Origin of the sequence: Ruegeria sp. THAF33 (assembly GCF_009363615.1) — a bacterium.
Lineage (GTDB): Bacteria > Pseudomonadota > Alphaproteobacteria > Rhodobacterales > Rhodobacteraceae > Ruegeria.
The window spans coordinates 2,488,551-2,503,594 of record NZ_CP045384.1; the positions used below are offsets into that span (position 1 = coordinate 2,488,551).

The following is a 15,044-nucleotide window of genomic DNA, read 5'->3' on the forward strand; positions in this document are numbered from 1 at the left end:
TGCGATGTCAGAGAATACCTTTTGACTGGCGGGGTTAAGCCAGTGCTTTGGCCAAAAGGTGCTTGGCCGCATCCTTGGCGTCTTCCGCCGGATCGCAGTTCTTGAGCAGGACGGCGGAAACGATGGCTCCTTCCTGCAACAACACGATCTGACTCGCGAGCTTCCGAGGATCATGCGCGCCGGCCTGTTGGGCTATGGCCGCGAAGTGTTCCAGCAAAAGCTGTTTGTGTTCGGCGGCCTGTTCATGGATCGGGTGATCCTTGTCCTGATACTCGGCCCCGGCCTTGATGAACATGCAGCCCCGGAACCCGTCCTCTTCGAACCACTCTTTCAGGGCATCAAAACTGACGATGATCTGATCGGCCGGTGTCTCCGCCATCTCGTCGATGCGCTGAAAGAACCAGTTGCGAAAGTTCTCATCCCGCAAGCGCAGCGCGGCGATGATCAGGTCTTCCTTGGTGCGGAAATGCTTGTACATCGACGTCTTGGACACGCCTGTTTCCACAACCAGCTTGTCCATGCCGGTTGCGTGAAACCCGTCGCGGTAAAAGACCTTCAGGGCCTTGCTGACCAACTCATCCCGTTTGTTTGGGCGCATGATTCGGCTCCATGGTGTACCGTTCTGTACATATTACCATGGAGCGTGAAGTACAATGACCTCAGGCCAAAGCATTGTTTTGAAATAGTTTTACCAGGCGCCTTGTCTCACCATGAAATTTCCACTTGAAAAAGTTTACAGATCGGTACACTTTACCTGTAAGTTAACTGATCTGTACACCCGAGGATTTGACCGATGAAACGTCGCGCCAGCATTTTTCCACCTCAGTACGTCCCCTTCCTTCTGACCATGGCTCTTCTTGCCGCCTCCCTCACCTGAAAGCCTTTGCGGAATGTCCAGACCCCCCTTGCCCCCCTTAACGTTGGAAACTGCCGCTCAAAAAGTGCGCGCGGCGGAAGATGCCTGGAACAGTCGCGATCCCGACCGCGTGACGCCCGCCTATACGGATGACAGTCAATGGCGGAATCGGGCTGAATTCCTGTCCGGCCACGCCGACATCCACGCCTTTCTGACCCGCAAATGGCGGAAGGAACTGGATTATCGTCTGATCAAGGAACTGTGGGCCTTTGCCGGAAATCGCATTGCCGTACGCTATGCCTATGAATGGCGCGACGACAGCGGTCAGTGGTTCCGATCCTATGGCAATGAAAACTGGGAATTCGCCGATGACGGGCGCATGTCACATCGCCATGCCTCGCTCAACGATCTTCCGATAGCTGAAGATGACAGGCTGTTCCATTGGCCCTTGGGCGAACGCCCTCATGACCACCCCGGGTTGTCCGAACTGGGTCTTTAGAAGGACGCTCCAATGCCCCGCGCTTTTTCCGAACTGACCTTCACACCCGCCGTCCGCGCCCATCAAGAAAGGATGGGATCGGCCAGAAGCTATGCCAAGTTCATTGCAGGTGGCCCGCGGCAAGGCCATCTGATCGGAGACCCCGAGAAAGAGTTCATTCAGGCGCGGGACGGGTTCTATCAATCCACCGTGTCCGAGACCGGCTGGCCCTATGTCCAGTATCGGGGCGGACCGGCAGGTTTTCTGAAGGTTCTGGGCCCCCAGACCATCGGATATGCGGATTTTTCGGGCAACAAACAGTATATCTCGCGCGGGAATCTGGACGGCAATGATCGTATTGCAATGATCCTGATGGATTACGCCAACCGACGCCGCCTTAAGATCCTTGGGCGCGTAGAGTTCACGGAAGGCGAAACAGCGGCCGCCACCCTTTACCCGGAAGAGGCCGAGGGACCGGCCGAACGGGCCGTGATCATCCGCGTCGAGGCATTGGACTGGAACTGCCCAAGCCACATCACGCCGCGCTTCACCGAAGCAGAGTTGCGCCCTCATCTGAACAGGCTGGGGCAGCAGTTGGCAGAGTTGCAGGCGGAAAACCAAAGGCTGAAACAGCAATTGGCAAAGTCAGGTTGACGTTTCAGCCCTCACAGAATTTACGGATTTCAAGAGAAGGGAGCGTCGCAATGGTTCGCTCGGTCTTTCACCTCTCGGCGGCTTGCCTTGCCGGTACTGCCCTGATCATTCTGATCATCATGTTCGGTTTTTTCGTCTCGCCCAGCGCCGTACGAACGTCGCCGCCATCGGTATTCAGCAAGATTTTGTTCGAACATTTGCAGCAAGAATGATGACCGAGCGTCACTGCGGCAGGAACCCGGCAAGCGCGCTTGTCGTTTCAAGCCAATGCCATCAACTCGGGCTCACGGGGCGCATAGGCTGAAAGACTGAAGAACCTGGCCTAAGAGCGGCCAGGTTCCAGGTCTGCTCTCACCACCAAGAATGGTGAGAGCATAAATAAGCCAGATCAGGCCGTGCTGCGCTTTTTCCGGCGCCCCATCACAAACAAACCGCTGATGCCGCCAAGAAGCAGCCAGCCAGCTGCGGGCAGCGGCACGGGGGCTACCGTGTATTCCCCATACAGCGTTGCGACGTTTTGCATGTTTTCCGTTGTGCTGAAGCCGTTCGAAATGGTGCTGCCGCCGTCCTGAGAGAAACCGAGGACCGAAAACACATAATTCTGTCCACGAAAATTAAAGCTCTGAGAGCCCAAATTGTTGGTAATGGTCACGATGTCATCACAAGGGGTAGAGTCCGCCGGACAGTTCGCTGGACGATTCAATGTCTCGTTATGCGTCAGGGCAAACGACGAAGACACCAAAGGGCCACCGCTGATCAGTATGTCAACAAGAAGGTCGACGGAGCTTAGGGTTGTTCCCGTGATCGGGAAATTCAGATGCGAGAACTGACCCAGAGCAAAAGCAGTTCCAGGCATCAGACCTGAAATTGGCGTGCCAGTTGGCGTGAAATCGTAACCACTCGAGCTGCTGCCACTTCCCCAGCGAAGAGAAATCGTAGAACCAGAGGTGCTTTCAGTAACGCCGGAACTTGGATTTACGTTTTGCCAAGAGGGCGAGATGCTGGAAATGGTCAGCGCCGACGCACCGCTTGCAGTCATCACACCTGCAACAGCGATCGCAGCTATGTTTCGTTTGAATGTCATGTGCCCACCTCACGTGTGAATACTCGTTACAAACCACTCCGGGAAAGAGTAGCACAACAGGATCATATTCCTAGCTCACGCGCCACATTGACGCCACGTTTTCACCTCAATCAGCGCGAATGACACCCAAAAGAGTGCCCAAAGGGACACAATAATCCAGCCTGCACCAATTGTTTAATTTTTGGAAACAGCCATTGTGGATACAAGGCGTCAACTGAACGATTGAATACGCAACCGGGCACGGCGTGAGGGCTCATTTGCGCCCGGATCGTACCATTGCTTCGATACCGGCGGCGCAAAAGTCCACCAGACGTTCCATGCCCGATACGTCACCGCCCTGCGACAGGGCTTTGACCCGCCATCCACTGTTGAGATGGGCCAGCATCGCCGAGACCGAATAAACCTGGCCACTTGCCAAAACCGCAGGATCGACATCCGGGTAAAGGGTGGCGATCTCGGTGATGAACAGCTGGGCGGTAGGATCGAAACATTCCGCTGCGATATCGCGCCACCTGGGGTCAACCGATACGTGGGCCACCAACCGCCCATATGCCATCCATCCGGGCCCACCCGTTTCAGCCAGGTCCACATAGGGTCGGATAAAGCTGTCCAGAATGCTGTGAAGCGTCAGCGGAGCGACGGCCTTGGCCTTGTTCAACGCGTCGATCCGAAGCTGCGCCAACGCGTCCGCGCGCCGCGCCACGGTTTTGTAAAACAACTCCTCCTTGCCACCACCATGATGGTGCACAAGACCAATCTGAACCCCCGCCAAGGCCGCGATATCCCGGATCGACGCACCCTCGAATCCCCGTTCGGCAAAGACGGTTTCAGCCGCATCCATGATCCGCGCCTTGGTTTCAAGCGATCGCTTGGACGGTGCTCTTTGCCTTGGTTTTTCGATGTTTTTTGGACTCATGAATTTCATCTTGCCTTATTTTGGTCGTTCGTTCAAGTTAAGCATCACGAACTTCGGGAGGGTTCATGACACAGACGCGCAACGCATTCGCCCTGATCGGGGCGGGGCCGATGGGTTTGGCCGCAGCCAAGGTGCTGAAGGAACAGGGCATCGCCTTTCAGGGGTTCGAATTGCATTCGGATGTGGGCGGTCTGTGGGATATCGATGCCCCCAGATCAACCATGTATGAATCGGCGCATCTGATCTCTTCAAAACGCATGACTGAATTCGAGGATTTCCCGATGGATGAGGCTGTGGCCGAGTACCCCTCGCACCGGGCGATGCGCGACTATTTCCGGTCCTTTGCCGATCGTTTCGGCCTGCGTGAAAGCTACAGGTTCAATGCAGAAGTCACCCGGATCACTCCGCTGGGCAAATCCGGTGACGGTTGGCGTGTTGGCTGGCGGGACGCCGAAGGTGAGCATCAGGCCGAATTCGCAGGGGTTCTGATTGCAAACGGCACCTTGTCGGAACCGAATATGCCCAGCTTTCCCGGCACGTTTGACGGCGAGTTAATCCATGCCTCGCAATATCGGTACCCCAGTCAGTTCGACGGCAAGCGCGTGTTGGTCGTGGGCGCGGGCAATTCCGGCTGTGACATTGCGGTTGACGCAATCCATCACGCAGAACGCTGCGATCTGTCCATGCGGCGCGGCTATTACTTCGTGCCGAAATACGTTTTCGGCAAACCGGCCGACACGATGGGCGGCAAGATCCGCCTGCCGATGTGGTTGAAGCGCAAGCTGGACAGCCTCATCCTCAGTTGGTTTGTCGGTGATCCGCAGAAATACGGCTTTCCCAAGCCCGATTACCAGCTGTACGAAAGCCACCCGGTGGTCAATTCGCTGGTCCTGTATCACGCGGGCCATGGCGACCTGCGCATTCGCCCCGATATCGACCGCCTGGAAGGCAAAACCGTGCATTTCAAGGACGGCACGCGCGCAGACTATGACATGATTCTCGCCGCGACCGGATACAAGCTGCACTATCCGTTCATCGACCGGGGCCTGCTGAACTGGCAGGGCGATGCCCCACATCTGTACCTGAACGCGATGCACCCCGAACGGGACGATCTTTTTGTGCTGGGCATGGTCGAGGCCACGGGTCTGGGCTGGCAGGGCAGGCACGAGCAGGCCGAAATGGTGGCGCGCTATATCAAAGGTCTTCAGAAGGGCTGCCCGGTGGCGGCCGATCTGAAATCCGAAAAACAAAAAGACTATAAGCGCGCCACCGGAGGCATGAGCTATATCGATCTGCCGCGAATGGCTTACTACGTGGACAAGGCCACTTACAGAAAGGCTGTCACCGGGTGGATCGAACGGCTGCGGAAAGCCGCCGTATGAGTGGTATCGACGAAATTACGCTGAATTTCAGCCCGGCCTCTCTGACGCTGTTGAATGCGATACTGGCGATCGTGATGTTCTCGATTGCCATCGATCTGACACCAAGGGATTTTGATCGCCTCAGGCGTGCGCCGAAGCCAGTGATCGTCGGGCTGGTATCCCAATTCCTGGTCCTGCCGGCGCTGACTTTTGCGCTTGTGTGGGTGACGGCCCCGCGACCGTCAATTGCGCTTGGGCTGATCCTTGTCGCAGCCTGTCCGGGGGGCAATATCTCGAACTTCATTACGCACCGCGCCGGTGGCAATGCGGCGCTGTCGGTGTCGATGACCGCCTTTGCCACCATTGGCGCGATTTTCATGACGCCCTTCAACATTGCGCTTTGGGGCGGGTTGTATCCGCCGACACGCGCGATCCTGCAACAGACCCAGATTGACCCGGTGCAAATCGCAATCCTTGTCGGGTTGATGCTGATCCTGCCTCTGGTCCTGGGCATCGCTCTGAACCAGCGCCGCCCGGCCCTGACCGCACGGATGCGTGCGCCGCTGCAATACCTGTCGATGGGTATTTTTGCGGCTTTCATCTTACTTGCCCTGGGCGCGAACTGGGGGTTCTTCCTCAGCTTTGCCGGGGCTGTTGCCGGGCTTGTGATCCTTCACAACGCCCTGGCGCTGGGGGGCGGTTGGGTTGTGGCCACTCTGACCCGGCTGTCCCCTTTCGATCGCCGTGCCATCACCATCGAAACCGGCATTCAGAATTCCGGCCTTGGGCTGGTTCTGATCTTTGCCTTTTTCCACGGGCTGGGCGGCATGGCCGTCGTGGCGGCGTTCTGGGGCATCTGGCACGCGATCTCGGGGATTGCCCTGGCGTCGGTCATGGCCCGAACCGAGGCCGCGCGATGAGCCGTATCCTGATCACGGGCGCCGCCGGTATGGTCGGGCAGGCACTGTTGCCCGAACTCAAGGGGCACGATGTTTTTGCAACGGATATCAAACGCCCCGACAGCATGCCGGAAAACGTCCACTATCTGCCCTTGGATGTAACGACCGACGCGCCCGCGCGCGCGATCTCCAACGTGAAGCCTGAAGTCATAGTGCATCTGGCCTCCATCGTGACGCCTCCGCCAAAAATGGAACGGGCAGCGGCATATGCGGTTGATGTCGAGGGCACCCGCAAGGTGGTGAACGCGGCCCTTGCAAACGGAGTGCGAAGATTGGTGGTCACATCCTCGGGTGCGGCCTACGGCTATCACCCGGACAACCCCGTGCCCCTGCGCGAGGATGATCCGTTGCGCGGCAACCCAGAGTTCCCGTATTCCGATCACAAAAGGCAGGTCGAAGAGATGCTGGCCGAGGTTCGCAAAGCCGCCCCCGATCTGGAACAGGTCGTGCTGCGCGTGGGCACGGTTCTGGGGGCCGGGTCCGAAAACCAGATCACCGCCCTGTTTCACAAACCCCGCCTGCTGGCCGTGGTCGGCAGCGAAAGCCCGTTTGTGTTCATTTGGACGCATGATCTGGCACGCATCCTGAAGCGCGCGGCAACCGACGGGCCGGACGGCGTTTACAACGTCGCCGGGGACGGCGCGATGGGCGTGACCGATCTGGCGCGTGCGATGGGAAAACCGGTTCTGCGCCTGCCCGCTTGGGCGCTGAAATCGGCTTTGGCCGCTGCACGTCCGCTAGGTCTGTCCCGCTATGGGCCGGAACAGGTGCGATTTCTGCAATATCGACCGGTTCTGGACAACACCGCCCTGAAATCCGACTTCGGTTACACGCCGGAAAAAACCAGCGCCCAGGTATTCGCGCTCTGGCAAAAGCAAGCGGGGCTATGAAGACGGCTGTCATATCCGGCGGGGCGGGCGGTTTGGGGCGGGCCCTCAGCCATGCTCTGCAAAGTCGCGGGTGGCGGGTGGTGCTGCTGGATCTCGATGTTTCAGGCCTGGACACCGGGTCGAACCAGTTGCCTGTTGGCTGCGACCTGACGGATCCCGACCAGCTTGCCATGGCAACTCAAAAGGTGATCGCGACCTGCGACAGTATAGATCTGGTCATCTACAACGCCGGCGTCACGCAAATCCGGGCCTTTGAAAAGTCCGACGCGGCCAGCCACCGAACTCTGTTTGACATCAACTATTTTGCGGCCGTTGAAATGGCCCGCGCGTTCTTGCACCCGGTTCGGACGTCAAAGGGGACACATCTGGCCATCTCATCGGTGGCCGGGTTTGCACCGCTTTACCATCGGACGGCCTATGCTGCCTCGAAACACGCGCTGGAGGGGTTCTTCAAATCGCTGCGCTCGGAAGAAGCCCCTCATGGCGTTGAGGTTCTGATCGCTGCGCCGTCCTTTGTGGCCACCAACCCCGGCAACGCGCAAGAGCAGGCGAATGGCACAGTGCGGCCCGGATCGGCGAAGGACGGGATGGACGAGATGAGCCCCGAGGCCGCCGCTGAAACGATCCTGCGCGGGCTGGACAAATCGCAGCCCATGATCCCGGTTGGCCGCGTGGCGCGCCTGTCCTGGTGGCTCAACCGTCTGTCACCGCGCCTCTATCAGCGCATGATGGAACGAAACGTGCGCGGCTCGGGGCATTAAAAAACTGCCCCAGGCCCTTGACCTTCCTGTCACTGGAACCCCCATCTGGTGAGTAAGGAAACTTCATGGGCGAGTCGCATGGCGCAAAAAGCACTGACAGAGCTGAAAATCACGGGCATGGGATGCGCATCCTGCGTGGGACGCGTTGAAGAGGCGCTGCGTGATGTGCCCGGGGTTGAAACGGCCTCGGTCAACTTTGCAACCAAGTCCGCACAGGTGGCTTTTGACGGGCCGGTTTCGGCGCTGACCAAGGCATTGGACGCGGCAGGGTATCCGGCCGAGACCAGCCGGGCGGATCTGATCATTGAAGGTATGAACTGCGCCTCGTGCGTGGCCAAGATCGAGCGCGCGCTGGCGGCCAGCCCCGGTGTGATCGAAGCGCAGGTCAATCTGGCGACACAAACTGCCGCGGTGACTTACGCTGCTGGGACAACGACGCCACAGGCGCTGGCACAGGTGGTCACCGACACCGGATACCCGGCGCGGCCTCAAGCCGCTGCGACACCCGAAGACCGCGCAGACACTGAAACAGCAGGGCTGACCCGGGCCACTTTGCTGGCGGCCGCTCTTGCCCTGCCGGTGTTCATACTTGAGATGGGCGGGCACATGATCCCCGCCTTCCACCATTGGGTACACGCCACCATCGGCACGCAGACCAGCCAGTTGATTCAGTTCGCCCTGACAACGGCCCTGTTGCTGGGACCCGGTCGGGTGTTCTATCGCAAGGGCATCCCGTCGTTGCTGAGGGGCACGCCGGATATGAACGCGCTGGTCGCGCTGGGAACCGGCGCGGCCTATCTGTATTCGGTCGTGGCCACATTCGCCCCCGGCGCTTTACCGGTGGGAACTGCCAACGTCTATTACGAGGCGGCGGCTGTGATTGTCGTTCTGATCCTTCTGGGCCGGCTGATGGAGGCGCGCGCCAAGGGCAAAACCGGGGCCGCGATCCGTAAATTGGCCGGCCTTCAACCCAAAAGCGCGCGGGTCGAAATCGATGGCCGGATAGAAGACCGCCCTATCGCCGAGATTGCGGTGGGCGACATCCTGCACATCCGCCCGGGCGAACGTGTGCCGGTGGATGCCGAAGTGCTCGAGGGCACCTCTTACGTCGATGAAAGCATGATCACGGGCGAGCCGATACCGGTTGGAAAATCAGCCGGCGCGGCTGTTGTCGGAGGAACCGTGAATGGCACCGGCGCCTTGCGGGTTCGGGCGACGCGCGTGGGAGGCGACACGGTGCTGGCCCAGGTCGTTCGCATGGTGCAGCAGGCGCAGGGGGCCAAGCTGCCGATCCAGGGCCTGGTCGATCGGATTACATATCGCTTTGTCCCGGCGGTCATCCTGGTCGCCGTGATCACCGTCGCGGCCTGGCTGATCTTCGGCCCAAGCCCCGCCCTGCCGCTGGCGCTTGTCGCCGGGGTTTCGGTGCTGATCATAGCCTGCCCCTGCGCCATGGGTCTGGCCACTCCGACCTCGATCATGGTCGGCACCGGGCGCGCGGCCGAACTGGGGGTGCTGTTCCGCAAGGGCGATGCCTTACAGCAGCTTCAGCAGGCACGCATCATCGCGCTGGACAAGACCGGGACCCTGACACTGGGCCGCCCGGAACTGGACAATGTTCTGACGGCGAACGGGTTTGACAGGGATGAGGTTGTGCGGCTGGCCGCCGCCCTCGAGGCGCGCTCGGAACACCCGATCGCTTCGGCGATCACCCGGGCCGGGCCTGCGACGCTGCCACAGGCGACGGACGTCCTGTCGATTACCGGGCTTGGCATGCAGGGGCTGGTTGAAGGCCGCAACGTGTTGATCGGGTCGCACCGGCTTATGCAACAACGCGGGATCGACCTTGGCCCCCTCGCAAGCGAGGCAGAGGCCCGCGCCGCCGAAGGGGCTACACCATTGTTCGTCGCATTGGATGGGCAGGCCGCAGCCACGTTGTCTGTGTCCGACCCGGTCAAACCCGGCACCGAAGAGGCGCTGGAGCGGCTCCACCAAATGGGTCTGACCGTGGCCATGGTCACCGGAGACAACGCGCGCACCGCGCAGGCCTTGGCTGATCGGCTGGGGATCGATCACGTCACCGCCGAAGTGCTGCCCGACGGCAAGGTGGATGCGATCACCGCCTTGCGGGACCAGTTCGGAACGCTGGCCTTCGTCGGCGACGGCATAAACGACGCCCCGGCGCTGGCAACGGCTGACATCGGCATCGCCATCGGAACGGGCACCGATGTGGCCATCGAAACGGCTGATGTCGTTCTGATGTCCGGCGATCTGCGCGGGGTTGCAAATGCAACCGAGATCAGCCGCAGAACGATGCGGAACATTCGCCAGAACCTGGGATGGGCATTCGGTTACAATGTCCTGCTGATCCCGGTCGCCGCTGGTGCGCTGTACCCGTTCGGAGGCCATCTTTTGTCTCCGGCGCTGGCCGCGGGCGCGATGGCGCTTTCGAGCGTCTTTGTCGTCTCGAACGCGCTGCGTCTGCGTCGCGTTCAAGCCAGCGTGCCGGAAACCCCGATACCGCCCGCCAAGGAGGTGCACGCATGAATATCGGAGATGTATCCGCCCGAACCGGCCTGCCTGCAAAGACGATCCGGTACTATGAAGACATCGACCTGATCAAACCGTTGCGCGACGACAACGGCTATCGCCGATTTCGCGATCAGGATGTGCACAAGCTGAACTTTCTGGGCCGTGCCCGGGCTCTGGGATTCACCATAGGGGATTGCCGGACATTGCTGGCGCTTTACGAGGATGAAACCCGCGCCAGCGCAGATGTGAAACAGGTCGCGCGGGATCACCTGACGCAGATCGAAGCCAAGATCGCCGACCTGAACGCGATGCGCGAGACGCTGAGCCACCTGATCGACGCCTGCGCCGGGGATGACAGGCCGGATTGCCCGATCTTGCAGGATCTGGGCGGGAAGGGCTGACTTGGGGTTGCCCTTTGGGCGCAGCTTTGCTTTGTCTTCGCCAAACATTTCGGCCAGGCACGCACCGCTGAAGCCGACCGAACAGCGGAGAGGATCACAAAATGGCAAAAGTCGCGTTCCTTGGCCTGGGCGTCATGGGCTATCCCATGGCTGGGCATCTTCAGGCCGCAGGTCATGATGTCACCGTCTACAACCGCACGACCGCCAAGGCCGAAGCCTGGGTAAAGCAGCATGGCGGATCGATGGCGGCCACCCCGAAAGACGCGGCGGAAGGCGCCGAGTTCGTGATGGCCTGCGTCGGAAATGACGACGATCTGCGCATGGTTTGCACGGGCGAGGACGGCGCATTTCGCGGCATGTCCAACGGGGCTGTTTTCGTCGATCACACCACGGTTTCTGCAAAGGTCACGCGGGAATTGTACGCGGCCGGCCAATCACTAGGTATCGCCTTCGTGGACGCGCCGATCTCGGGCGGCCAGGCAGGCGCCGAAAACGGTGTTCTGTCAATCATGTGCGGCGGAGATCAGGCGGCGTATGATGCGGCTGAACCGGTGATGCAGGTCTATGCGAAGATCTGCCGCCGCATCGGCGACAGCGGCGCGGGCCAGATGACCAAGATGTGCAACCAGATCGCCATCGCAGGGTTGGTTCAGGGCCTGAGCGAAGCGCTGCACTTTGCCGAGAAGGCCGGGCTGGACGGAAGGGCCGTGGTCGAGGTGATCAGCCAGGGCGCGGCGGGCAGCTGGCAGATGGCAAACCGGTATGAGACCATGCTGGATGATCAGTTCGAACATGGCTTTGCCGTCGACTGGATGCGCAAGGATCTGGGTATCTGTCTGGATACCGCCAATGAAACCGGTGCGTCCCTGCCCGTCACCGCTCTGGTCGATCAGTTTTACAAGGAAGTGCAGAAACTGGGCGGTGGTCGCTGGGACACCTCGTCGTTGATCAAGCGCCTGCGGGCCATGGGGTAACGCGGGGGGCTGTCTGCCCCCCATCGCGCCAGGGCCCGATTCCCCCCGGGGATATTTTTGGCCAGATGAAGAGGGCTCCGGCGCGACCGGAGCGGAGACGGGAATGGACGATTTGAGTGCTTTTTGGACGGCCGCACTGCGGCAGCTCTGGGGGCTGGACGCCCGTTTGACGCGGTTGGATGGTGAATATGATCTGAACTTTCGGGTGCACGCCACCAATGGTCAGGATTATGTGCTGAAGGCCATGCGGGCCGGATGCGATGCGGATCTGGTTGATCTGCAAATAAAGGCGCTGGCGCATATCGCTTCTGAGGCACCGGGGTTGCCGTTTCCCAAGGTGTTCCCTGATCTGACCGGCGCAATGCTGCCCGAGATTGCCGATTCTGAAGGACAGCGCAGGCTGGTTTGGCTGTTGGAGTGCCTGCCGGGCCAGTGTTACGCGAAGGCCGCTCCAAAATCCGAAGAGCTGATCCTGAAACTGGGCCGTGTATTGGGGGCAACCGACCGGGCCCTGGAAGGGTTTGAGCATGAAGGGTTGCACCGGGCCGGTTTCAAATGGGACCTGATGCAGGCGGGCTGGATTGCTGACAAGTTAAACGCGATCTCTGACCCCGCGCGGCGGGCACTGCTGACGGAAATCTGTGAGGGGTTCGCTGCAATCGCGGATGTCCTTGCGGATCTGCCGAAACAGGCCATCCACAATGACGCCAATGACTACAACATTCTGGTCGAAGGAGAGCTGAGCGAGCGGCGGCGGATCTCGGGCCTGATCGATCTGGGCGACATGTGCGCCGCGCCGCGCATCTGCGATCTGGCGATTGCCGGCGCGTATGTCGTGCTGGATCACCCCAAGCCGGAACGGGCGCTGGCTGCATTGGTAAAGGGCTATCACGCGGCCAATCGGCTGCGGGCGGATGAGGTTGACCTGATCTGGCCGTTGCTGAGGATGCGGCTTGCCGTGTCGGTCGTCAACTCGACCCTGATGGCGGCCGAGAATCCGGATGATCCCTATGTGACGATCTCTCAGGCGCCTGCTTGGCGGTTCCTTGAGAACACGTCAGTCAATGGCGGGCTGATGTCGGCGCGGTTGCGGGCGACTTGCGGCTTGCCCGTGGTTGATGGGGCTGAACGCATCCACGCCTATCTTCAGGAACACCGGGGACATTTTGCCGACATGTTCGGCCAGGACCTGGGCGATGTGCCCATGGGCTCGCTTTCGGTCGAAAACTGCGTCTGGCCCCAAGACCCATTCCACATGCCTTTGGCCGAGGCCGCGCGCGTTGGCGAGCAATACGGGCAGGACCTGTGGCTGGGTTACTATAACGAGCCCCGCCTGATCTATGCCGAGCCGGGGTTCCGCAAGGGCCCCTGGAAAGCCTCGGACAGGCGGACGGTTCATCTGGCCGTGGATGTGTTCGCGCCTGCCGGGACGGTTCTGCATGCACCGATGAGCGGGCGGGTCGAAGTGGTCGAAAACCGCGACCAGCACCTTGATTACGGCGGGGTGATCATCCTGCATCACGAAACGCCCGAAGGCGACCCGTTCTATACGCTCTATGGCCATCTGGATCCGGAATGCTGTGACCGGCTGAAACCCGGCGACCCGGTGGCACAGGGGGCCGCGTTTGCGCGGTTGGGCGATGCCGACCAGAATGGCGGATGGGCCCCGCATGTGCATTTCCAGCTGGCCCTGACCACCGATGGCATGGAAGCGGACTGGCCCGGTGTCGGAGACCCGGACGAACTGGAGCTGTGGCACGCGGTCTGCCCGAATCCGGCGGCGTTGCTGAACCTGCCGGATGACAAGGTGTTCTATCACCCCACTGACAAAGCGGACATCCTGAACAAACGGCGGGCGCATTTCGGGGGCAACCTGTCCCTGACCTATGACGATCCGGTCATGCTGGTGCGCGGCTGGAAACATCACCTGTTCGACGAATGGGGACGCCCCTATCTGGATGCCTACAACAACGTCCCGCATGTGGGCCATGCCCATCCACGCATTCAGGCCGTGGCGGCGGATCAGCTGAAGCGGATGAACTCGAACACCCGCTATCTGCATCCGGCACAGGTGGAATTTGCCGACAAGATCCTGTGGAAGATGCCGGATTACCTACAGGTCTGCTTCTTCGTCAATTCGGGAACCGAGGCAAACGAACTGGCCCTGCGGCTGGCCCGCGCCCATACCGGCGCGAAGGGGATCGTGACGCCGGATCACGGCTATCACGGGAACACGAACGCTGCGGTGGCGATCTCGGCTTACAAATTCAACAAACCGGGCGGCATCGGGAAAGCCGACTGGGTTGAACTGGTCGAGGTTGCCGATGACTATCGCGGGTCATTCAGGCGTGACGATGCGGACCGGGCACAGAAATTTGCTGATCTTGTCGATCCGGCGATTGCCGCCCTTCGGGATCGAGGGCAGGGCGTGGCCGGGTTCATCGCGGAAACCTTCCCGTCGGTCGGCGGCCAGATCATTCCACCCAAAGGCTATCTGCCTGCGGTTTACGAAAAAATACGTGCTGCGGGGGGTGTTTGCATCGCCGATGAGGTGCAGACAGGTCTGGGACGGCTGGGCGAATACTACTTTGGCTTCGAACATCAGGGCGCGGTTCCGGATATCGTAGTGATGGGCAAGCCAATCGGAAACGGGCACCCGCTGGGCGTGCTGGTGACAACCCGCGAGATCGCGGACAGCTTCAACAACGGGATCGAGTTCTTTTCGACCTTTGGCGGTTCAACCCTGTCCTGCCGGATCGGCAAAGAGGTGCTGGATATCGTCGATGACGAAGGGTTGCAGGACAACGCTCGCCAGATGGGGGATCGTCTGATGGCGGGGCTGCGCCAGATCGAAGCCGACTTTGGTTGCGTTGGCGACGTGCGGGGTATGGGGCTGTTTCTCGGCGTGGAACTGATCAACCCCGATGGAAGCGAAGGCACCGAGATTTGCAGCTATGTCAAAAACCGGATGCGCGATCATCGCATCCTGATCGGCAGCGAAGGGCCCAAGGACAACATCCTGAAAATCCGCCCGCCCCTGACCATCGAGGCCGAGGATGTTGACATGATCCTGTGGGCGCTGCGGGATGTGTTGTCCGAGGTGGGCGACTTTACCCCTGCCCCTGTTTGCGATCATGACCTTCACCATGCCGGATGCGGGTGCTGCTGAACGAAAAAA

At 60.3% G+C, this 15,044-nt stretch carries 14 protein-coding genes; 11 read left to right on the forward strand and 3 right to left on the reverse strand.

The window, feature by feature from the left end; all coding sequences use genetic code 11:
* Positions 1–34: 34 nt before the first annotated feature.
* Positions 35–598 (reverse strand): TetR/AcrR family transcriptional regulator, encoded by a 564-nt coding sequence (locus FIU92_RS12420; RefSeq protein WP_152458914.1) that lies wholly within the window; start codon positions 596–598, stop codon positions 35–37.
* Positions 599–890: 292 nt separating this feature from the next.
* Between FIU92_RS12420 and FIU92_RS12425 the strand changes: the two genes are divergently transcribed.
* From FIU92_RS12425 to FIU92_RS22805, 3 genes are read left to right on the forward strand one after another with little or no spacing between them, the layout of a single operon-like run.
* Positions 891–1,355, forward strand: coding sequence for a nuclear transport factor 2 family protein (locus tag FIU92_RS12425; protein WP_152458915.1), 465 nt, complete (start codon positions 891–893; stop codon positions 1,353–1,355).
* Positions 1,356–1,367: 12 nt separating this feature from the next.
* Positions 1,368–1,988, forward strand: a complete 621-nt coding sequence (locus FIU92_RS12430) for a pyridoxamine 5'-phosphate oxidase family protein (protein ID WP_152458916.1) — start codon at positions 1,368–1,370, stop codon at positions 1,986–1,988.
* Positions 1,989–2,038: 50 nt separating this feature from the next.
* Positions 2,039–2,200, forward strand: a complete 162-nt coding sequence (locus FIU92_RS22805; RefSeq protein ID WP_162896721.1) for a hypothetical protein — start codon at positions 2,039–2,041, stop codon at positions 2,198–2,200.
* Between the two features lie 176 nt (positions 2,201–2,376).
* Here FIU92_RS22805 and FIU92_RS12435 read toward each other — a convergent pair whose 3' ends face one another.
* On the reverse strand, positions 2,377–3,072 hold the full coding sequence (locus FIU92_RS12435; RefSeq protein WP_152458917.1) for a THxN family PEP-CTERM protein: 696 nt from the start codon (positions 3,070–3,072) through the stop codon (positions 2,377–2,379).
* Between the two features lie 253 nt (positions 3,073–3,325).
* The gene (locus tag FIU92_RS12440; RefSeq protein WP_152458918.1) at positions 3,326–3,988 is read right to left on the reverse strand and encodes a TetR/AcrR family transcriptional regulator; all 663 of its coding nucleotides are present in this window, start codon (positions 3,986–3,988) and stop codon (positions 3,326–3,328) included.
* Positions 3,989–4,053: 65 nt separating this feature from the next.
* On the opposite strand from FIU92_RS12440, the gene FIU92_RS12445 reads away from it, so the two are divergent.
* The 8 genes from FIU92_RS12445 to FIU92_RS12480 all read left to right on the forward strand — a co-directional run bounded on the left by FIU92_RS12445 (position 4,054) and on the right by FIU92_RS12480 (position 15,035).
* On the forward strand, positions 4,054–5,370 hold the full coding sequence (locus FIU92_RS12445; protein WP_152458919.1) for an NAD(P)/FAD-dependent oxidoreductase: 1,317 nt from the start codon (positions 4,054–4,056) through the stop codon (positions 5,368–5,370).
* Positions 5,367–6,269, forward strand: a complete 903-nt coding sequence (locus FIU92_RS12450) for a bile acid:sodium symporter family protein (RefSeq protein ID WP_152458920.1) — start codon at positions 5,367–5,369, stop codon at positions 6,267–6,269. Before FIU92_RS12445 ends, FIU92_RS12450 begins: the two co-directional genes overlap by 4 nt.
* On the forward strand, positions 6,266–7,198 hold the full coding sequence (locus FIU92_RS12455) for an SDR family oxidoreductase (protein ID WP_152458921.1): 933 nt from the start codon (positions 6,266–6,268) through the stop codon (positions 7,196–7,198). The genes FIU92_RS12450 and FIU92_RS12455 overlap by 4 nt, the downstream gene beginning before the upstream one ends.
* Positions 7,195–7,959 (forward strand): SDR family oxidoreductase, encoded by a 765-nt coding sequence (locus FIU92_RS12460; RefSeq protein WP_152458922.1) that lies wholly within the window; start codon positions 7,195–7,197, stop codon positions 7,957–7,959. The genes FIU92_RS12455 and FIU92_RS12460 overlap by 4 nt, the downstream gene beginning before the upstream one ends.
* 78 nt (positions 7,960–8,037) lie before the next feature.
* Positions 8,038–10,506 (forward strand): heavy metal translocating P-type ATPase, encoded by a 2,469-nt coding sequence (locus FIU92_RS12465; protein WP_152458923.1) that lies wholly within the window; start codon positions 8,038–8,040, stop codon positions 10,504–10,506.
* On the forward strand, positions 10,503–10,892 hold the full coding sequence (gene cueR / locus FIU92_RS12470) for a Cu(I)-responsive transcriptional regulator (protein ID WP_152458924.1): 390 nt from the start codon (positions 10,503–10,505) through the stop codon (positions 10,890–10,892). The genes FIU92_RS12465 and cueR overlap by 4 nt, the downstream gene beginning before the upstream one ends.
* 101 nt (positions 10,893–10,993) lie before the next feature.
* On the forward strand, positions 10,994–11,866 hold the full coding sequence (locus tag FIU92_RS12475) for an NAD(P)-dependent oxidoreductase (protein WP_152458925.1): 873 nt from the start codon (positions 10,994–10,996) through the stop codon (positions 11,864–11,866).
* A gap of 103 nt (positions 11,867–11,969) precedes the next feature.
* Positions 11,970–15,035: an aminotransferase class III-fold pyridoxal phosphate-dependent enzyme gene (locus FIU92_RS12480; protein ID WP_152458926.1), complete on the forward strand. Its 3,066-nt coding sequence runs from the start codon at positions 11,970–11,972 to the stop codon at positions 15,033–15,035.
* The last annotated feature ends 9 nt before the right edge of the window (positions 15,036–15,044 follow it).